The sequence below is a fragment of the Amycolatopsis sp. WAC 04197 genome (assembly GCF_003947475.1).
GTDB classification, from domain to species: Bacteria; Actinomycetota; Actinomycetes; order Mycobacteriales; family Pseudonocardiaceae; genus Amycolatopsis; species Amycolatopsis japonica.
Genome location: NZ_QHJK01000003.1, coordinates 784,505 through 806,928, shown reverse-complemented (window position 1 = coordinate 806,928; position 22,424 = coordinate 784,505). Strand labels below are relative to the sequence as shown.

Annotated in this window: 2 protein-coding genes; both read left to right on the top strand. The window is 70.7% G+C overall.

Annotated features, from left to right (window positions below):
* Window positions 1–9 precede the first annotated feature (9 nt).
* The gene (locus DMC64_RS16685) at window positions 10–22,212 is read left to right on the top strand and encodes a non-ribosomal peptide synthase/polyketide synthase (protein ID WP_125734239.1); all 22,203 of its coding nucleotides are present in this window, start codon (window positions 10–12) and stop codon (window positions 22,210–22,212) included.
* Window positions 22,209–22,418, top strand: a complete 210-nt coding sequence (locus DMC64_RS16680; protein WP_007029404.1) for an MbtH family protein — start codon at window positions 22,209–22,211, stop codon at window positions 22,416–22,418. The genes DMC64_RS16685 and DMC64_RS16680 overlap by 4 nt, the downstream gene beginning before the upstream one ends.
* Window positions 22,419–22,424 lie beyond the last annotated feature (6 nt).

The window sequence follows — 22,424 nt, the reverse complement described above, 5'->3', positions numbered from 1 at the left end:
CAAAACCCGATGAACCGCGGCTTTCCCCTGACCCCGGCACAGCAGGGGATCTGGCTCGCCCAGCAGCTCGACCCGGCCGATCCGGTCTATACGATCGGCTGGGTCGTGGAGCTTCGCGGCGACATCGACCGCACCCGGCTGGGCGACGCCGTCCGGCGGGCGGTCGCGGAGGCGGAGTGCCTGCACGTGACGGTCGGGCTGGACGGCGACACGCCGGTCCAGCGTCCGGTCGCTCCCGGTGAGGTCGCCGTTCTCGACTTCAGCGGTGAGCCGGATCCGGAGCGGGCGGCCGGCGAATGGGCACGTGGCGAACTCACCGTGGCGGCCGACCTCGAACGGGGTCCGCTCACCGCGCACACGCTGCTGATCCTTGCCGGGGACCGGGTCCGCTGGTTCCAGCGCTACCACCATCTGGTGATGGACGCGCACGGGCAAGCCGTCCTGACCCGCCGCGCGGCGGCCCTCTATTCGGGCACAGTCGAGGAGGTCTCCTGGCCGCTGTCCGGACTGGCCGAGGCCGGCTACGACGGGAAAACCGACCGCGACTACTGGCTCGGCGAACTCGCGGGCAGGCCCAACCCGGTGCGGCTGCTCGATCGCGCGTCGGCGGGCCGCGTCCGGCTCCGGCGGCATTCGTGGGAACTGCCCGCGGCCGAGGCGGACCGTCTGCGGAAGTTCGCTCTGGACGCGGGGACTCGGCTGTCCCGGGTCGCGATCGCCGCCGTCGCGGCGTACGCCCATCGCGTGACCGGTGCCGAAGACCTCGTCCTCGGTCTGCCGGTTACCGCGCGCACCACCCGTGCCCTGCGTGAGCAGCCGGGCATGGTCTCCAACGTCCTGCCGCTACGGCTGACCGTGCGGCCCGAGACGACACCGGCGCGGCTCGTCGCCCAGGTCGCGGAGAAGGTTTCCGCGCTGCTGGAACACAGCCGATACCGCGGGGAGGACCTCGCCCGCGAACTCGGCGCGAGCGGCGGGGTGCACGAACTCGTCGGGCTGAGCGTGAACTACATGGCCGTCGACGGCGAACTCGCGTTCGGCGACGCGAGCGCGACGACGCACAACCTCGAACTCGGGCCGATCAGCGACGTCGCCATCGCCGTGTACGACGCCGGCGAGGGACGAGGTCTCCGCTTCGACTTCGACGCAGATGCGGCCGTGTCGTCCGACGACGAACTCGCCGACCATCGCCGCCGGTTCGCCGCCGTACTGGACGCCCTGCTGGAAGGCCCGGACCTGCCGCTGGCCGCCATCGACCTGCTCTCGGCGGAAGAGCGGGCCCGGGTGCTGGAGCTCGGGATCGCGGTCGCGGACTCGCCCGAAGTGTCCTGGCCCGAGGCGTTCGCGCGGGTCGTGGCGCGGAAACCGGACGCCGAGGCCGTCGTCTGCGAGGACGTCCGGATGACCTACGCCGAGGTCGACGCCGCCGCCAACCGGCTCGCGCGGCTGCTGCGGCGGCGCGGGGTCGGTGACGAGGACGTCGTCGGCGTGGCCATGCCGCGTTCGGCCGATCTCGTGGTCGCCCTGCTCGGAGTCATGAAGGCGGGGGCCGCGTACCTCCCGCTCGACCTGGACCACCCCGAGGACCGCCTCGCGTACATGCTCGCGCACGCGGGTACGACGATCGTGGTGTCCACTGTGGAGGAATCCGTCCAGCTCCCGTCCGGGGTGGACGTCGAGCGGATCCTGCTCGACGACCCGGAGATCACCGCCGAGCTAGCGGAGCTCGACGCGTCCACTGTGGACGTGCGCGGGATCGCGCTGAGCCAGGCCGCGTACGTCATCTACACGTCGGGCTCGACGGGCAAGCCGAAGGGCGTGGTCCTGTCCCACGACGGGATCGGCAGCCTGATCAGCACGGCGACCGAACGGATCGGCATCGGCGAGGACAGCCGGGTGGTGCAGTTCGCCTCCACCGGATTCGACGTGACGGTCTGGGATCTGGTCATGTCGCTGTGCGTCGGCGGGACGCTGATCGTCGTGCCGTCGCACCGCCGTGTGGCGGGCGTCGAGCTGACCGGCTACATCGCCGCCAACGCGGCGACGCATATGATCCTGCCGCCGTCGCTGGTCGCGGCCCTCCCGGCGGACTGCGAGCTGCCGCAGGGCGCGGTGCTGATCGTCGGCACCGAGACCGTCCCGCCGGAACTGATCGCGCGCTGGGCCGAAGACCTGAAGGTCGTCGCCGCGTACGGGCTGACCGAGGCGACGGTGAACTCGACGTTGTGGGCGGCCGAGCCCGGCTGGAGCGGGCCGATCCCGATCGGTGTCCCGGATCCGAACACCCGCTGCTATGTCCTCGACACCGCGCTGCGGCCGGTCCCGGTCGGCGTCGAAGGGGAGCTGTACGTCGGCGGACGCGGTCTCGCCAGGGGTTACGCGGGGCGTCCGGGGCTGTCGGCGGAACGCTTCGTCGCCGACCCGTTCACCGGTGGTGGGGAGAGGATGTACCGCACCGGCGACCGCGTCCGCTGGCGCGCGGACGGAAACCTCGACTTCCTCGGCCGTACCGATCACCAGGTCAAGATCCGCGGCTTCCGGATCGAACCCGGGGAGGTCGAATCCGCGCTCGCCGCGTATCCCGGGGTCGAGCGGATCGCCGTCGTGCCGCGTGAGGTCAAGCCGGGGGACCGGCGCCTGGTGGCGTATGTCGTCCCGCGGGCGGACGGCTCGCCTTCGTTGCTGAAGGACCTGCGCGCCCACGCGGAATCGGCGTTGCCGCACTACATGGTGCCGTCGGCCTTCGTGGAACTCGACCGGCTGCCGATCATGCCGAACGGCAAACTGGACCGCACCTCGTTGCCCTTGCCCGATTTCGGTGCCGCCGCGACCGGCCGCGCACCGGGCACCGAGCGGGAACGGATCCTCTGCGACGTCGCCGCGCGAGTCCTCGGCCTGGCCACGGTCGGCGCGGACGACGACTTCTTCTCCCTCGGCGGCGACAGCATCCTGTCCATCCGGCTGGTGCTGGGCGCGGCGGAACACGGCCTCGCCATCACCCCGCGCCAGGTGTTCCAGCACCGGACTCCCGAAGCGCTGGCCGTCTGTGCGGAAACAGTGCGCGGCGAGTCCACTGTGGACGACAGGTCACTACTGGAGCTGACCCGCGCCGAACGTGCGTCGCTCGCCGAATACGCCGAGGTCCTGCCCGTGACACCGTTGCAGGAAGGCTTCTTCTTCCACGCGGAATTCGAAGGCGGTTCGGCCGCCGACATCTACACCGTCCAGGAGGTGCTGGACCTCGAAGGCGATGTCGACGCCGACAGGTTGCGCCGGTCCGTGCAGACGCTACTGGACCGGTATTCGTCGCTGAGGTCCGGTTTTCGGCAGCTCGACGGCGGCCGCGTCGTCCAGACGGTGGCACGGCACGCCGAACTGCCTTGGCGCGAGGTCACCGCCGAAGACGCCGAGGCGGCCTTCGAGGCCGACCGTGCGCGCCGGTTCGACTTCGCCCGGCCGCCGCTGCTGCGGGCGACCTTCACCCGGCTCGGCGAGGATCGCGCCAAACTGGCGCTCACGTTCCATCACATCATCGCCGACGGCTGGTCGGTCGTGGTGCTGCTGCGCGAACTACTCGCGGCGTACGGGGGAGCGCCCGTGCTGCCGGAAGCGGGCACCCGCGCCGACCACCTGCGGCGGCTCGCCTCGCGTGATCACGAGGTTTCCCGCGAGGCCTGGCGGACGGCCTTGTCCGAAGTGGACGAACCCACCCGGCTGATCGACGAACGAGCCGGAGCGGCGAGACGGCCGTCGCGGCTGCACCTGAGCCTCGGCGAGCGGGCGACGACGGCGTTGTCCGCGATGGCCCGCGAGCACGGGCTCACCCTCGGCACCGTCCTGCACGGCGCCTGGGGGCTGCTGCTCGGTGGGCTCACCGGACGGGACGACGTGTTGTTCGGGAGCACGGTCTCCGGCCGCGACACCGGCGCCGCCGGCCTCGAATCGGCGGTCGGCCTCTACATCAACACGGTGCCGGTGCGGCTGCGCTGGTCGGGCGCCGAGACCGTCGCCGCCGTGCTGCGGCGGCTGCAGGACGAGCAGGCGGCCCTGCTGGACCACCAGCATCTCGGTCTCGGCGAACTGCAGCGCCTCGCGGGCGCGGGGCAGGAAGAACTGTTCGACACGCTGGTCGTCGTCGAGAACTTCCCGCGCGACGACGAGCGTGCCTCCGGGCCCGTCCGCCTCGCCGGCGTCGAAGTCACCGACGCCGTGCACTTCCCGGTCGCGGTGATCGCGACACCGGGCGAAGATCTGGCATTCAGCCTCAAATTCGACGCCGCGAGGATCGACGCGGTCGCGGCCGGACAGCTCGCGGAACGGTTCGCGCGGCTGCTGGAGACATTGACCGCGAACCCTGGTCTCCCGGTCGCCGCGCTCGACCTGCTGTCGCCCGCCGAACGCGGCCGCCTCGCCGAACTCAACGCGACCGCGCACCCCGTACCGGAGCGCACGCTGGCCGAGGCCCTCGCCGCGCAGGTCGCCAAGACGCCTTCCGCGACGGCGGTGATGTTCAAAGACATCGAACTGTCCTATGCGGACCTCGACGCCCGCGCGGAGAACGTGGCGCGCAGGCTGCGTTCCCTGGGAGCCGGTCCCGAAGAGGTCGTGGCCGTCGCCGTGCCGCGGTCGGCCGAACTGATGGTCGCGTTACTGGGTGTCCTCAAGGCCGGGGCCGCCTACCTGCCGATCGACCTCGATTATCCGGCCGACCGGCTCGAATACATGCTGGCCGATTCCGGCGCGCGTCTCGTGCTCTCCGAACCCGGGACGGCCGCGAGGATCCCGGACGTCGCCGGGCTGAAGCGGGTCCCCGTGACCGGCGAGCCCGTGGACGACGTCGAGGGCGCGCCCGCAGGACCGGACAACACCGCGTACCTCATTTACACGTCGGGTTCGACCGGGCGGCCGAAGGGCGTGGCCGTCACACACCGAGCGATCGTCAACAGGCTCGCGTGGATGCAGCACGAGTACCGGCTCACGCCCTCGGACCGCGTGCTGCAGAAGACGCCGTCGAGTTTCGACGTGTCGGTGTGGGAGTTCTTCTGGGCGCTGTGCGAAGGCGCCACGGTGGTGCTGGCCGAACCGGACGGCCACCGCGATCCCGCCTATCTGGCGCGCGTGATCCGGGACCGGCGGATCACCACCCTGCACTTCGTCCCGTCGATGCTCGCCGCCTTCCTCGGCAGCGACGAGGCCACCGGCGATCTCGGATCGCTGCGTCAGGTGTTCTCCAGCGGCGAGGCGCTGTCCGGCGAGGCCGCCGCACGCTGGCGCTCGCTCACCGGTGTCCCGCTGCACAACCTCTACGGCCCCACCGAGGCCGCCGTGGACGTGACCTTCTTCGCCTGCACCGGCGCCGACGGCGGCACCGTCCCCATCGGACGTCCGGTGTGGAACACGCGGCTGCACGTCCTCGACGGCTGTCTCCGCCCGGTGCCCGACGGCGTGGCGGGCGAGCTGTACCTCGCCGGTGTCCAGCTGGCCCGCGGCTACCACGGACGGCCCGGCCTGACCGCCGAACGCTTCGTCGCCGACCCGTTCGGCGAGCCGGGGCAGCGGTTGTACCGGACCGGCGACCTGGTCCGCCGCCGCGCCGACGGCGAGATCGAGTACCTCGGCCGCACCGACCGACAGGTGAAGATCCGCGGCAACCGGATCGAGCTCGGCGAGATCGAAGCCGTTCTCGCCGCGCAGCCGGAGGTCATGGCCGCGACCGTCGTGGCCAAGGACGGCGCGCTCGTCGGCTACGTCGCCGGGAGCGCGGATCCGGAGAGCCTGCGGACCGCGCTCAGTGAGGCACTGCCCGCCCCGATGGTCCCGCAGGCGTTCGTCGTCCTCGACGAATTCCCCTTGACCCCCAGTGGGAAGCTCGACGTCCGGGCCCTGCCCGCGCCCGAGACCGGTCGGACCGAAGCCACACCCGGGAACGATCAGGAGCGCGCGCTCGCGCGGATCTTCGCCGAGGTCCTAGGCCTGGAGACCGTCGGCGCCGACGGCGACTTCTTCCTGCTGGGCGGCGACAGCATCTCGTCGATCGCCGTGTCGAGCCGTGCCCGGCGAGCCGGATTCGAGCTGAGCCCCAAGGACGTGTTCGAACTGCGGACCCCGGCAGCGCTCGCCGCGTCCGCCACACCGGCCGAGCCGGTGGCCGACGCCGACGGCATCGGGGCCGTCCCCCTGCTGCCGGAAATGCTCCGGCTGCGTGAGCTGGGCGACGCGGTCCAGCCGGAGTCCGTACTGCTGACCGCGCCCTCCGGAGCCGACCTCGAGACGCTCGCCGCGGCCCTGCAGCTCGTGCTCGACCACCACGACGGCCTGCGGCTCACACTGTCGCGGGTCGCCTCGGTACTGTGGTCGCTCGAAGTCCGTCCACAAGGGACTGTCCAGGCCGCGGACCTGCTCCGTCACGCATCCGCTTCCCTCGAAGACGAGTTCCGGGCCGCTGCGGGCAGGCTGACCGACAATCTGTTGCAGGTCGTCTGGTTCGACGAGCCGGGCAGGCTGCTCCTGCTCGCGCATCCGGTCCTGCTGGACGCGCGGAGCCTGACGACGCTGTCCGCCGATCTCGCGAGCGCCTGGCAGGCCGTGACCGAGGGCCGCCCGCCGGTGTTCACGCGAGCGCGGACGTCGTTGCGGACCATCGCCCGCCGGATCACCGACGCGGCGCAGGATCCCGCGCTGCTCGGCGAGATCGAGCACTGGGTCGAGACGCTGACGCCGGTCTCCTTCGAGGTCCACGGCGATGTCGCCGAACGCCGGATCACGCTGTCCGTCGAGGACACCCGGACGCTCGTCGGCGCGCTGCCGTCCGCGGTGCACGGCGACGTGACCGACGTCCTCCTGACCGCGCTGAAGATCGCCGTCGACGGTGACCTGCTGGTCGATCTGCACGGCCGGGTCGACCCGTCGGACACGATCGGCGCGCTGACCTCGGTGCGCCCGGTGCGGATCACCGCGTCCGGCGAACCGCTCGCGATGCTCAAGGCCATCAAGGAAACCGTCCGGAAGACGCCCGAGGGTTACGGCCCGCTGCGCTACCTCAACGCCCAGACCGGACCGCTGCTCGCCGGGCTCGCGAAGCCGCAAATCGCCCTGCGGTACGACGGCCGCGTCCCGGCCGGGGCTGGAGACTGGCAGGCCGCCGGGTACGCGGCCACGCCGCCGTCCGGCGACCATGCGGTGCGGATCGGGGTCGCCTGCGAAGAGACCGAGGAAGGTCCGAGACTGACGGCGACGTTCGCGGGCGGTGACCTGGCCGAACGCTGGGCCGCCGCCCTCGTCGACCTCGCGGCCGTGGACACGACGGCACCGGTGGGACTCACACCGTCCGACCTCGAACTGGTGTCGCTGACGCAGGAGGAGATCGACCGCGTCGAGCAGTCCAGCCCGGTGCCGGTCGCCGACGTCTGGCCGTTGTCGCCGCTGCAGGAAGGCCTGTTCTTCCACTCCAGCTACAACTCCGGCCGGGTCGACATCTACACGATCCAGGAGGCGATCGACTTCGATCACCGCCTGGACGCCGACAAGCTGCGGACGGCGGTGGCCGCGCTGCTGCGGCGGATCCCGAGTCTCGGCGCCGGTTTCACCAGCGAGGGGCTGCGCGGACCGGTCCAGTTCGTGGCGGCCGAAGTCGAGCCGCCTGTGTCCGAAGTGGACCTTTCGGCGCTGCCTGAAGACGAGCGGTCTGAACGGCTCGAAGCACTGATGGCCGAGGACCGCGCGACGCGGTTCGACCTCGGTGCCCCGCCGCTGTTCCGGCTGAAACTGGTGCGGCTCGGCGACGGCCGCGACCGCGTGGTGCTGAACCGGCATCTGCTGCTCTGGGACGGCTGGTCGGCCTGGCTGTTCATCGAGCAGCTGTTCACGCTGTACGACCTCGGCGGCGACGACCGGACGCTACCCGCGGCCGGGTCCTATGTGGACTTCCTGCGCTGGCTGGACCGGCAGGACATCGAGGCCGCCACGAACGCGTGGCGCGAGGCGCTGTCCGGCCTCGCGGAGCCGACCGTCGTCGGGCCCGAGGGCCGTGACTTGGCCCCGGCGACCCCGGTCAACCTGGACACCGTGCTGCCCGCCGGCCTCAGCCTCAAGTTGCGCGAGCAGGCCCGCAAGCACGGTCTCACGGTGAACTCCGTGCTCAACGCAGCCTGGGGCCTGGTCCTGTCGACCATGACCGGACGCCACGATGTCGTGTTCGGCGCCGCGGTCGCGGGCAGGCCCGCCGCCGTGCCCGAGATCGAGAACACCATCGGCCTGTTCCTCAACACCGTGCCCACCCGGGTGCGGCTTTACCCTGCCGAGTCCGTGCTGGACCTGGTGCGGCGCTTGCAATCCGAGCGGATGGACCTGACCCCGTACGAGTTCATGAGCCTCGGGGTGCTGCAACGCGAAGCCGGGCACCGTGTCCTCTTCGACACGCTGTTCGTGCTGCGCAACGCCGACGGTGACGAACGGCGCGACGGGCTCCGTCACCGCCACGGCATCACCGACCTGCTGAACATCGACGCCACGCACTATCCGCTGACGCTGGTGGTCACCCCAGGCGAGGAAACGCGGGTCACGCTGTCGTACCGGGACGACGTCATCGACGCCGCCGAGGCCTCGTCGGTGCTCGACCGGTTCACGTCACTGGTCGCGCAGATCGTCGACGATCCGGCGAAACCGGTCGCCGCGCTGGCCACGGTGTCCACTGAGGACCGTGCGGCGCTGGAAGCGGGCTGGGCCGAAGCCGAGCACCCGGTCATCGAGGACACGATCGCTGATCTGCTCGCCGTCCAGGCGGAGCGGACCCCTGACGAGACCGCCCTGGTGTTCGGCGAAGAACAGCTGACCTACGCGGAACTCGACGCGCGCATCAACCGGATGGCCCGGCTGCTGCTCGCCAAGGGCGCCGCACCGGAACAGGTGATCGCGCTCGGCCTGCCGCGTTCGATCGACATGGTCGTCGCGCTGTTCGCCGTACTGCGGACGGGTGCGGCGTACCTGCCGCTGGAACTCGACTACCCGGTCGAGCGGCTCGCGATGATGCTGGAAGACGCCGGGCCGCTCTGCCTGGTGTCCACAAAGGACGTATCGGCGACGCTGCCCGATGCCACGCCCCGGGTGCTCGTCGACGACCACGAAGACAGGGCGTTCGGCGACGGCCCGATCTCCGACGCCGAACGCCCGCTGTTCGCGCGGAGCCGCGCGGACCGCATGGAACACCCGGCGTACGTCATCTACACCTCGGGCTCGACCGGCAAACCCAAGGGCGTCGTCACGCCGTATCGCGGCCTGACGAACATGCAGCTCAACCACCAGGGCGCGATCTTCGCCCCGGCCATCGCTTCGGCGGGCGGACGGCGGCTGCGGATCGCGCACACCGTGTCGTTCGCCTTCGACATGTCCTGGGAAGAACTGCTGTGGCTCGTGGAGGGGCACGAGGTCCACGTCTGCGACGAGGAACTGCGCCGCGACGCGCGGGCGCTCGTGGCGTACTGCGACGAGCACGAGGTCGACGTCGTCAACGTGACGCCTACGTACGCCCACCTGCTGATCGAGGAAGGACTGCTGGACGGGCACCGGCCCGCGCTGGTCCTGCTCGGCGGCGAAGCGGTGTCGGAGTCGGTGTGGAACCGGCTGCGCGAAACCGAGGTGACCTACGGCTACAACCTGTACGGCCCCACCGAGTACACGATCAACACGCTCGGCGGCGGCACGACCGACAGCGACACCCCGACCGTCGGCAAGCCGATCTGGAACACCCGCGCGTACATCGTCGACGCCTGGCTCCGGCCGGTCCGCGACGGTGTCGCGGGTGAGCTCTACATCGCGGGCGAGGGCCTGGCCCGCGGCTACCTCGGCCGTCCCGGTCTGACGGCCGAACGGTTCGTCGCCGATCCCTTCGTGCCCGGTGGCGGGCGTATGTACCGCACCGGTGACCTGGTGCGCCGCCGCCCCGACGGGAACCTCGACTTCCTCGGCCGCACCGACGACCAGGTGAAGATCCGCGGCTACCGCGTGGAACTCGGCGAGATCGAGACCGCGCTCAGCCGCTACCCGGAGGTCGCGCAGGCCGCCGTCATCGCGCGGCCGGACCCGTCGGCACCCGGTCTGCAGCGGCTCATCGGTTACGTCGTCCCGGCCGAACTGAGCGGGGACGCGCGCGCCGAGGCGGAAGCCGACCAGGTCGGCGAATGGCAGCAGATCTACTCGGACGAGTACACCGAGATCCCGACGGCGTTGTTCACCGAGGACTTCGCAGGCTGGGATTCCAGCTACGACGGCGATCCGATCCCGGTGGAGCACATGCGGGAATGGCGGCGCGCGACCGTTGACCGGATCGCCGAACTGAAGCCGGAACGCGTGTTGGAGATCGGCGTCGGCACCGGCCTGCTCATGGGGCAGATCGCGCCGCTGGTCCAGGAGTACTGGGGTACCGACCTCGCCGCGCCCGTGATCGCGAAGCTGAACCGCGAGCTGGAACAGGATCCGGAGCTGGCGGCCAAGGTGAACCTGCGCGCCCAGCCGGCGCACGTGTTCGACGGCCTGCCCGCCGGCCGGTTCGACACGATCGTGATCAACTCCGTCATCCAGTACTTCCCGAGCGTCGACTACCTGACCGACGTCATCACCCAGGCGATCGGCCTGCTCGCCCCCGGCGGCGCGCTGTTCGTCGGCGACGTCCGGAACCTGCGGCTCGCCCGCGCCTTCCACACCGCGATCCAGCTCACCCGCGCCGACGCCACCTCCGACGTCGCCCAGGTGCGCCGCGCGATCGAACGCGGTGCCGCGCTGGAGAAGGAACTGCTCATCGACCCGGACTACTTCACCGCGCTCGCGCGGCGGCTCCCGGACGTCGCGGCGCAGGTCCGGATCAAACGGGCCCGGCTGCACAACGAGCTGAGCCGGTACCGGTACGACGCGGTCCTGGTGAAAGAGCCCGCCGAGACCTTCTCGGTCGCGCAAGCACCGCGGTCGTCCTGGGACGAGGTGGGCTCGCTCGCCGCGTTGGAGGACCGCCTCGGCGGCGTGGAAACGCTGCGGGTGAGCCGGATCCCGGACGCCCGCCAGACTCCTGAGGTCGAGGCGACGCGGGCGCTGGACGCCGGCGCGCCGCTCATCGACGTCCTGGACCTCTTCCGTGCTCCGGCCGGGATCGAGCCCGAGGACGTGCACGAACTCGGCGACCGGCTCGGCTTCCGGGTGTACTGCACCTGGTCGGCCGACGGCGCGTTCGAGGCCGTGTTCATCCACAAGGGACAGACGGACGCGCTGGTCACCGGGGTGCATCAGCCGGTTTCGGTGGGCACTAGCCTGGCCAAGTACGCGACGAGCCCGACGGCGGCGCGTGGTGGCGGCGAACTCGTGCAGCGCCTGCGAGACAGGCTCAAGACGGAACTGCCGGACTACATGGTCCCGGCCGCGTTCGTCACGCTGGGCGCCTTGCCGCTGACCGACAACGGCAAGCTCAACACCCGCGCGCTCCCGGACGCCGAACAGGCGGTGCGGCTCGCCGAAAGCCGTCCGGCCGAGACCGCCGAGGAAGAGACGCTGTGCGCGCTCTTCGGCGAGGTCCTCGGCGTGGAGGGGGTCGGCGTCGAGGACAACTTCTTCGACCTCGGCGGCCATTCCCTGCTCGCCACCCGGCTCATCAGCCGGGCCCGCACCGAACTCGGCGCCGAACTGGCGATCCGTGACCTGTTCGAGGCACCGACGGTCGCGGAGCTGGCCGCTCGCGCGGGTGGCGGCGAACCGGCGCGGCCCGCCGTGGTCCGCGCCGAGCGCCCCGATCGGATCCCGCTTTCCGCCGCCCAGCGCAGCCTCTGGCTCGTGGACCGGATGGAGGCGAACGCGGTCGCCTACAACTTCCCGCTGACCTTCCGTCTGCGCGGAGCCCTGGATCTCGACGCGCTGCGAGCCGCGCTCGGCGACGTGCTCGGCAGGCACGAAGTCCTGCGCTCTGTCTTCGAAGAGCACGACGGCGAGCCCTACCAGCGTGTTCTCGACGCGCCGGAGATCCCGTTCGCCGTCGAGGACTGCGACGAGGCCGGGCTGGATGTCCGGATCGCCGAGCTCTCGCGGACGCCGTTCGATCTGGCACGGGAGATCCCGGTCCGGCTGCGGGTGCTGCGGCTCGGTGAAGACGACCACGTGATCTCGCTGGTCCTGCACCACAGCGCGACCGACGAATGGTCCGACCGGCCGTTCCTGGGCGACCTCACGTCGGCCTATCAGGCGCGGCTCGCCGGTGACAGTCCCGTGTGGACGGCTCTCCCGGTGCAGTACGCCGACTTCGCTCTGTGGCAGAAGGACTTCCTTGATCGGCACGGTGCCGCACAGGTCGCCTACTGGGCCGAATCTCTGCGCGGGGCACCGGACGAGCTGACCCTGCCGCTGGATCGCCCGCGTCCGCTCCAGCCGACAGGCAAGGGCGGCAAGGTGAAATCCGCGCTGTCCGAGGAACTGTCGGCCGCGGTGCGCGACCTGGCGGCGAAGGCGGGAGCAAGCCCGTTCATGGTGCTCCACGCGGCGGTGGCCGCACTGCTGCACCGGACCGGCGCCGGCGACGACATTCCTCTGGGCGCCCCGATCGCCGGACGGACCGACGCGGCGCTCGACGATCTCGTCGGGTTTTTCGTGAACACGTTGGTACTGCGGACCGACCTCTCGGGCGAGCCGACGTTCGCCGCCCTGCTCGAAAGGGTGCGCGAGGCCGACCTGGCGGCGTTCTCGCACGGCGACCTGCCGTTCGAAAGCGTCGTCGAACGGCTGAACCCGCCCCGGGTGCCGGGGCGGAACCCGCTGTTCCAGGTGATGGTGGGTTACCACCGGCAGAGCGGCGCGCACGACGTGCTCGGGCTGCCCGCCGAGTGGTTCGAGATGGACACCGGGATGGCGAAGTTCGACCTGCACTTCACGATGGTCGACGACGGCACGACCGCGACGTTGATGCTGGAGTACGCCGAAGACCTCGCCCGCGAGACGACGGCCGTGCGCCTGCTGGACCGGCTCACGTCCGTGCTGGAGCAGGTCACCGCCGAGCCCGAGCGGCCGGTCGCCGCGCTCGACGTCCTCGTCGGTGATGAACTCGCGCAGCTCAGCGGCTGGAACCGCACTTCGCACGGCGTCCCGGCGAGCACGTTGCCGGAGTTGTTCGAGGCGCAGGTGGCCCGGACACCGGATGCTCCCGCTGTGGTGTTCGAGGACGTCGAGCTTTCGTATGCCGAGTTCGACGCGCGGGCGAATCAGCTCGCGCGGTGGCTGGTCGAGCAGGGTGTGGGTGCGGAGTCGGTGGTGGCGGTGTCGCTGCCGCGCTCGATCGACCTCGTGGTCGCGCTGTACGCCGTGCACAAGGCTGGTGGCGCTTACCTGCCGGTCGACCGCGACTATCCGGCCGATCGCATCGCGTTCATGCTCGAAGACGCCGCCCCCGCGGTCGTGCTCGAAGAACTGCCCGTTCTCGAAGGGTACTCCTCCGAAAGCCTCGGGCGGATCGTCGACCCGTCGTCTCCGGCGTACGTGATCTACACGTCGGGTTCGACCGGTCGTCCGAAGGGTGTCGTGGTGCCTCATGCGGGTATCGCGAACCGTTTGCTGTGGATGCAATCCGAGTACGGTCTGACGGCTGATGACCGGGTGTTGCAGAAGACGCCGTCGAGTTTCGACGTGTCGGTGTGGGAGTTCCTCTGGCCGCTGATCACGGGCGCCACGCTGGTGGTCGCCAAACCCGAGGGACACAAGGATCCGGCGTATCTCGCCGAGCTGATCCGCACGGCCGGCATCACCACCGTCCACTTCGTCCCGTCGATGCTCGCGCTCTTCCTGGAGACAGCGGAGTGCACCGGCCTGCGGCGCGTGATCTGCAGCGGTGAGGCACTGCCGTCGGACCTGGCGGCCCGCGTGGACGTCCCGCTGTACAACCTGTACGGCCCGACCGAAGCGTCCGTCGACGTGACCGCTTGGCGGGCCGGTGCCGAGACGACGCCGTCCGTCCCGATCGGGCGTCCGGTGTGGAACACGCGGACGTATGTGCTGGACGCGAGGCTGAACCCGGTTCCGCCGGGTGTTCCCGGTGAGCTCTACCTCGCCGGTGTTCAGCTCGCACGCGGGTATCTGGCCCGGCCCGGGCTGACCGCGGAACGGTTCGTGGCGAACCCGTTCGTCGCGGGGGAGCGCATGTACCGCACCGGGGACCTCGCGCGCTGGTCGGACGACGGTGTGCTGGAGTTCCTGGGCCGCGTGGACGACCAGGTCAAGATCCGGGGCTTCCGGGTCGAACTCGGCGAGGTCGAGGCGGCGCTGACCGCGGTCGAGTCCGTCACGCGCGCGGTGGTCGTCGCGCGTGAAGACCGGCTGGTGGCGTACGTCGTCGGTTCGGTCGACGGGCTGCGGGAAGCGGTGGCCGCGAAGCTGCCGGACCACATGGTGCCGTCGGCGTTCGTCGTGCTCGACGAGATCCCGCTGACCCCGAACGGCAAACTCGACCGCAAAGCCCTTCCCGCCCCCGAGTTCGCGACCGCCGAAGGCCGCGAGCCGAGGAACGCGCGGGAAGAGGCGCTGTGCGCGTTGTTCGCCGACGTGCTCGGTGTCGAACGGGTCGGGATCGACGACGGTTTCTTCGCCCTCGGCGGGCATTCGCTGCTGGTGATGCGCCTGGTCAGCCGGATCTCGGCGAGTCTGGACGCCACGGTGTCGGTCCGTGACGTCTTCGACGCGCCGACGGTCGCGGCACTGGCCGAACGGCTCGCGGAACCCTCGGCCCAGCCGGCCCTGAGCGCGGGGAACCGGCCGGAGCTGCTGCCGCTTTCGCCCGCCCAGCAGCGGTTGTGGTTCCTGTACCGGCTCGAAGGGGTCACGCCCACCTACAACATCCCGCTCGCGTGGCGGCTGCACGGTGAGCTGGACGCGGAGGCGCTGAGGGCGGCGATCGGCGACCTCGTCGAGCGGCACGAACCGCTCCGGACGGTGTTCGTCGAAGAAGGCGGCGTCGCGGCGCAACGCATCCTGACCGACGCGCGCCCGGAGGTCCGTTTCGAGGAAGCGGGCGACCTTTCGGCGCAGTTGGCCGCCGAAGCCGGTCGCGGATTCGCTCTCGACGAGGAACTCCCGATCCGGGCCACGGTCTTCGCCTTGTCACCGCGGGAACATGTCCTGCTGCTGGTGATCCACCACGTGGCGACGGACGAGTGGTCGCAGGGGCCGCTCATGGCCGACCTCGCCACCGCGTACGAGGCGCGTCTCGCCGGAAACGATCCACAGTGGACAGAGCTGACGGTCCAGTACGCGGACTACGCCCTGTGGCAACGCGAACTGCTCGATTCGACGGCCTCCGGGCATGTCCGGTTCTGGCAGGCAGCACTGGCGGATCTGCCGGACGAACTGCCGCTGCCCGCGGACCGGCGGCGTCCGGCCGAATCGAGCCATCGCGGTGGTCTCGTCACCTTCCCGATCGACGCCGCGCTCACCGCGCGGCTGCGTGCGGTGGCCCAGTGGCACGACGTCAGCATGTTCATGCTCGCGCAGGCCGCGGTCGCGGCACTGCTGCACCGGCTCGGCGCCGGGGACGACATCCCGCTCGGCGCCCCGAGTTCCGGCCGCGTCGACGAACGGCTGGAGCCGCTGATCGGCTTCTTCGTGAACTCGCTCGTGCTGCGCACCGACCTGTCCGGCGAGCCGGCGTTCGGCGAACTGCTTTCGCGGGTGCGCGCGACCGACCTCGCCGCCTTCGAACATCAAGAGCTGCCGTTCGAGCGCCTGGTCGACGCCGTCAACCCGGAACGTTCGCTGGCCAGGCACCCGCTGTTCCAGGTGATGGTGGTGTACCTGCCCGAAGCCGAGGACGGGCTGAAGCTGCCCGGGCTTCGTGCGGAGCAAGAGGACTTCGCGCAGGGTGTCGCCAAGTTCGACCTCGAGTTCGGTTTCCTGGAGAACGGCGACGGGATTTCCGGCGCGATCGAGTACAGCGCCGATCTGTTCGACCACGCCACCGCCGAGTCGTTCGCTCGACGACTGGTGAGGGTCCTTGACCAGGTGGCCGCCGATCCCGCGATCCCCGTCGGCGAACTCGACGTCCTCGCCGAGGACGAACGCGCGTTGCTCGGGAAGTGGAACGACACCTCGCACGACGTCCCGGCGAGCACGTTGCCCGAGTTGTTCGAGGCGCAGGTGGCGCGGACGCCGGATGCTTCGGCTGTGGTGTTCGAGGATGTCGAGCTTTCGTATGCGGAGTTCGACGTACGGGCGAACCGGCTGGCGCGGTGGCTGGTCGAGCAGGGTGTGGGTGCGGAGTCGGTGGTGGCGGTATCGCTGCCACGGTCGCTCGATCTCGTCGTCGCGCTGTATGCCGTGCACAAGGCGGGCGCGGCCTACCTGCCGCTCGATCCGGACTATCCGGCGGATCGCATCGCGTTCATGCTGGAGGACGCCGCCCCGGCGGTCGTTCTGGACGAGCTGCCGGTGCTGGAGGGCTACTCCGGCGAGAGCCTGCGGCAGGCCATCGATCCCGCGTCCCCGGCGTACGTGATCTACACGTCCGGATCGACCGGGCGCCCGAAAGGTGTCGTGGTGCCGCACGAGGGCATCGTGAACCGTCTACTGTGGATGCAGGACGAGTACGGTCTGACGGCCGACGATCGTGTGCTGCAGAAGACGCCGTCGAGCTTCGACGTGTCGGTGTGGGAGTTCTTCTGGCCGCTCATCACCGGCGCCACGCTGGTGGTCGCCAAACCGGACGGGCACCGGGATCCGCGGTATCTCGCGGAGCTGATCCGCGACCAGGGGATCACGACCCTGCACTTCGTCCCGTCGATGCTGGAGGCGTTCCTCGCCGAAGAGCCGGAGTGGCATGGCGTCCGCCGCGTCCTGTGCAGTGGCGAGGCGCTGCCGCCGGAGTTGGCCGCTCGCGTGGATGTCCCGCTGCACAACCTTTACGGGCCGACAGAGGCTTCGGTGGACGTGACCTCGTGGGAGGTCATTGACGGCACCGTCCCCATTGGACGTCCGGTGTGGAACACGCAGGTCCACGTGCTCGACTCCCGGCTGCGGCCGGTTCCGCCGGGTGCGGCGGGGGAGCTTTACCTGGCGGGCAAGCAGCTCGCGCGCGGGTATCTCGGCCGGGCCGGGCTGACTGCGGAACGGTTCGTGGCGAACCCGTTCGCCGCGGGGGAGCGCATGTACCGCACGGGTGACCTCGCGCGGTGGCGGGCCGACGGCGCGCTCGACTACCTCGGCCGCGCCGACGACCAGGTCAAACTGCGCGGGTTCCGGATCGAGCTGGGCGAGATCGAGTCCGTGCTCTCCGCGCGGGTGGTCCTGCGGGAGGGCAGGCTCGTCGCGTACCTGACCGGGGATGCCGACGTCGAGGAGGCCCGGCGCCTCGCCGAGGCCACCCTGCCGGAGTACATGGTGCCGTCCGCGTTCGTGGTGCTGGACGCGTTCCCGTTGACGCCCAACGGGAAGCTCGACCGCAAGGCGTTGCCCGCGCCGGACTTCTCCGGCGAGGTCACCGACGACGCCCCGCGCACGCCTCGCGAGGAACTGCTCGCGTCGCTCGTCGCGGGAGTGCTCGGGCTGGAGAAGGTCGGTGTCCACGACGACTTCTTCCGCCTCGGGGGCGACAGCATCGTCGCGATGCAGCTGGTCGGCCGCGTGCGGAGTGCCGGGCTGTTGCTGAGCCCGCGTGACGTCTTCCGGCACCGGACCGTCGCCGCCCTGGCCGAGGTCAGCGCGGTGCGGCTCGACGCACCCGCGCCCGGGAGCGGGAAACCGTTGGTGGAGCTCGACGCGGGGGAGCGCGCGGAGATCCTCGACGTCGCACCGGACACGGCCGAGGTGTGGCCGCTGACGCCGTTGCAGGCCGGGTTGCTCTTTCACGCGACGATGGACGGCGACGGACCCGACGTCTACACCGTCCAGGTGTCTTTCGATCTCGACGGGCCGCTGGATCCGGCACGGTTGCGCGACGCCGCTCAGACACTCGTCGACCGGAACGCCGTCCTGAGGACGGGCTACCGCTACCTGGCGTCCGGTCGGCCTGTCACGCTGGTGGCGCGTTCGGTCGCGGTTCCGTGGCGTTTCGTGGATTCGCCGGACGCCGTCGAAGCGGAGATGGCCCACGACAGGCGCCGCTTCGATCCGGCGGCCGCGCCGGTGCTGCGGTTCCTGCTGCTCGCCCTGCCGGACGGACGCCACCGGCTGGTGTTCACCCACCAGCACGTGCTGCTCGACGGCTGGTCGGTGCCGCAGCTGTTCGCGGAGCTGTCGCAGCTCTACGCCGGCGCCGAGCCGGCGCCCGCCCGGGACTATCGCGACCATCTCGCTTGGCTCGGAGAGCAGGATCAGAAAGTCGCGGAGTCCGCGTGGCGGCAGGCCCTCGACGGCCTGACCGAGCCGACCCATCTCGTCCCGCACGACCCGCAGCGGGTTCCGGCCCTGCCGGAGCGCCTGTCGCTGGAGTTGCCGGAACAGGCGACCGAGGCACTCACCGCACTGGCCCGCTCACGCGGCCTGACCGTGAACACGCTGGTCCAGACGGCGTGGAGCATCGTGCTCGGCAGGCTCACCGGCCGATCGGACGTCGTCTTCGGCGCGACGGTCGCCGGGCGCCCGCCCGAACTGGCCGGGGTCGAGCGGATGATCGGCCTGTTCATCAACACCATCCCGGTGCGGATCGTGCTCGACCCGGCCGAGAAGCTGGGCGACCTGCTCGACCGGGTCCAGGACGAACAGTCCGGATTGCTCTCGCACCAGCACTTCGGGCTGGCCGACATCCAGCGCGGCGCGGGGCTGGGAGAGCTGTTCGACACGCTGGTGGTGTTCGAGAGCTATCCGGGCGCGGACGAGGACGGGACGGGTGCCGGGTTGCGCGGGGAGATCGTGCGCCACGACGACTCCACGCATTATCCGCTCACCTGGGCGGTGGAGCCGGGAGCACGGCTGAAGCTCACCGCGGAGTACCGCGCCGACCTCTTCGACGCCGGCCTGCCGGAACGGCTCCTGCCCGCGATGGAGCGCGTGCTCGCGACGATGGTGTCCGATGTGGACGCTCCGGTCGGCCGGGCCGACATCCTGGGCGAGGCCGACCTGGACCTGATCGTGCGTGAGTGGAACGGGACGGCGCTGGACGTCACACCGTCCACTGTGGCCGGTCTGTTCGAGGACCAGGTCCGGCGCTCGCCCGACGCGACAGCGGTGGTGTCCGGTGCGGTCGTCCTGACCTTCACCGAACTCAACGAGCGCGCCAATCGGCTGGCCAGGGCGCTGGTCGCCCACGGGGTGGGCCCCGAGGACTTCGTCGCTTTGGCGTTGCCGCGTTCGGCCGACGTGCTGCTGGCGATCCTCGCGGTCCACAAGGCGGGGGCGGCGTACCTGCCGCTCGACCCGGACTACCCGGCCGAACGGCTGGCCGCGATGCTCGCCGACGCGCGACCCAAGGTGATCCTGACCGAGCCCGAGCTGCTGGAGTCGTTGCCCCGGACGGAGATCGAGACGCTGGCGCTCTGCGCGCTCGTCACCGAGGACCGGCAGGCACACGACCTGACCGACCGGGATCGCGTCCGCCCGCTCGTTCCGGAGCATCCGGCGTACGTGATCTACACGTCGGGCTCGACCGGGACGCCGAAGGGGGTCGTGGTCCCGCATCGCGGCGTGGTGAACCTGTTCCACAGTCACCGCGCCACCTTGCACCGGCCCGCGGTGGAGGCCACCGGCAAACCGCATCTGCGGGTCGGGCACGCGTGGTCGTTCTCCTTCGACGCCTCCTGGCAGCCGCAACTGTGGCTGCTCGACGGGCACGCCGTGCACATCGTGGACGAGGAGACGCGGCGCGACCCCGAGCTGCTGGCCGCGATGATCGAACGGGAGGGCTTCGACTTCATCGAGGTCACGCCGTCGTTCTTCGCGCAGATGGCGGACGCGGGCCTGCTCGACGGCGACCGGTGTCCCCTCGCGGTGATCGGTGTCGGCGGTGAGGCGGTGCCCGAGAGCCTGTGGCGCCGTCTGGCCACTTTGGACGGCACGGAAGCCTTCAACCTGTACGGGCCGACCGAGTCCACAGTGGACGCGCTGGTCGCTCGGATCGGCGACAGCGAGAGGCCGCTAGTGGGCCGTCCGGTCGCGAACACCCGCGCCTACGTGCTGGACGCGGCGCTGCGGCCGGTGCCGCCCGGGGTCACCGGTGAGCTGTACCTCGCCGGTGCCGGGCTTGCCCGCGGCTATCTCGGCCGGACGGCGCTGACGTCGGAGCGGTTCGTGGCCGATCCGTTCGGTCCGGCGGGAGCCCGGATGTACCGCACCGGAGACCTCGCGCGCTGGACCGCGGACGGACGCCTGGACTTCGGCGGGCGAGCCGACGACCAGGCGAAGATCCGCGGGTTCCGGGTCGAGCCGGGCGAGATCGAAGCCGTGCTCGAACGGCACGGCGACGTCGCTCAGGCAGTCGTCCTGGTGCGTGAGGATCGCCCTCGGGTCAAGCAACTCGTGGCGTACGTGGTGTCCACTGTGGATCGGGACGAGCTGCGGCGGTTCGCGGCCGATACGCTGCCGGACTACATGGTCCCGGCGGCGTTCGTCACGCTCGACGCGCTTCCCACGCTGTCGAACGGGAAGCTGGACCGCAAGGCGCTGCCGGCGCCGGACTACTCGGAGCTGGCCGGTGGCCGCGCGCCCGAGACCGCGCTGGAACGGACTTTGTGCGCACTCTTCGCGGAAGTGCTCGACGTGCCGGAACTGGGTGCCGACGACGACTTCTTCGCTCTCGGCGGGGACAGCATCGTCGCGATGCGGCTGGTCGGCAGGGCGCGCGCGGCCGGACTGAAGATCACGCCGCACGACGTGTTCGCGGGCCGGACGGTCGCGGCGCTGGCCGAGGTCGCGGAACGGATCGAGGACGACGGCGCGATCGCACTCACGCCGATCATGCACGCGCTCCGGGAGCTCGGCGGTCCGATCGACGGTTACCACCAGGCCGCGCTGGTTCGGACACCCGCCGGGATGACCGGCGAGCAGCTGAAGACCGTGCTCGACGCGCTCGTGGCGAGGCATGACATGCTGCGCGCGCGCCTCGACCGGTCGGTCGAGGGCTGGGTGCTGCGGGTGGCCGATTCGGTCGAGGTGCGCGTCGAGCGTGTCGACGCCGAGGACGGCGATCTGTTCACGCTGATCGAGCGGTACGCGGTGCCGACTCGTTCCCGGCTGGACCCGGACGCCGGCGTGATGCTGAGCGCGACGTGGTTCGACGCGGGCTCGTCGGGTTCCGGCCGGTTGCTGCTGATGATCCATCATCTGGCCGTCGACGGTGTCTCGTGGCGGATCCTGCTGCCGGACCTCGCTTCCGCGTGGGAATCGGTCGCGCGCGGCGAGACACCCGAACTGTCCCCTGTGGGCACTTCGTTCCGGCGATGGGCACGGGCGCTGTCCACACAGGACCGTTCGAGTGAGCTGGACCGGTGGAAGTCGGTGCTGGGCGGTGGGGATCCGATCCCGCTGGAGCGGTCGCTCGACCCCGCTCGGGACGTGCAGGCGACCGTGCGGAAGGTGTCGCTGAGGCTGCCCACCGAACGGACGGCCCCGCTGCTGTCCAGGGCGACGATCAACGACGTCCTGCTCACCGGTCTCGCGCTCGCCGTCGCCCGCTGGCGCAGTGATGGGGGACAGGCGGTGCTGGTCGACGTCGAGGGGCACGGCCGCGAAGAGGAACTGGCGGACCTTTCGCGGACGGTCGGCTGGTTCACCAGCGTCGTCCCGGTGTGTCTGGACCTGGGCGATGTCGACCTGGACGACGCGTTCGCGGGCGGGCCCGCCGCCGACGACGCGCTGAAACGGGTCCAGGCTCATCTCGATGGGTTGTCGGACGGCGGTATCGGGCACGGCGTGCTCCGCTACCTGAATCCGCGCACCGGGCCTGAACTCGCGAAGTTCGCGAAGCCGCAGATCGAGTTCAACTACCTGGGCCGGATCGGCGTCCCCGAGGCGACCGACTGGTCGTACGCGGCGGAGGCCGAGGCGGCCGAACTCGGTGCCGACGACGGGATGCCGGTCTCGCACGCGCTGACGGTCAACGTCGTGGCCGAAGACCGCCCCGGCGGTCCCGAACTGAGCGCAGACTGGTCGTGGCCGGAGGCCGTGCTCACCGAAGACTCGGTGCGGGAACTCGCGGAAGGCTGGTTCCTCGCGCTGGACGCGCTCACTCGCCGGGCTGATTCACCGGCCGTACAGAAGGAGAACAAGGAATGACGAACCCGTTCGAGAACCCCGACGGCACGTACCTGGTGCTCGTCAACGACGAGGGACAGCACAGCCTGTGGCCCGAGTTCGTCGAGGTCCCGGCGGGCTGGACCACGAAGTTCGGCCCGGCCTCGCGTCCGGAGTGCCTCGAGTACGTCGAGACCAACTGGACCGACCTGCGGCCCGCTTCGCTCGTCAAGGCCATGGAGTCCTGACCCGCT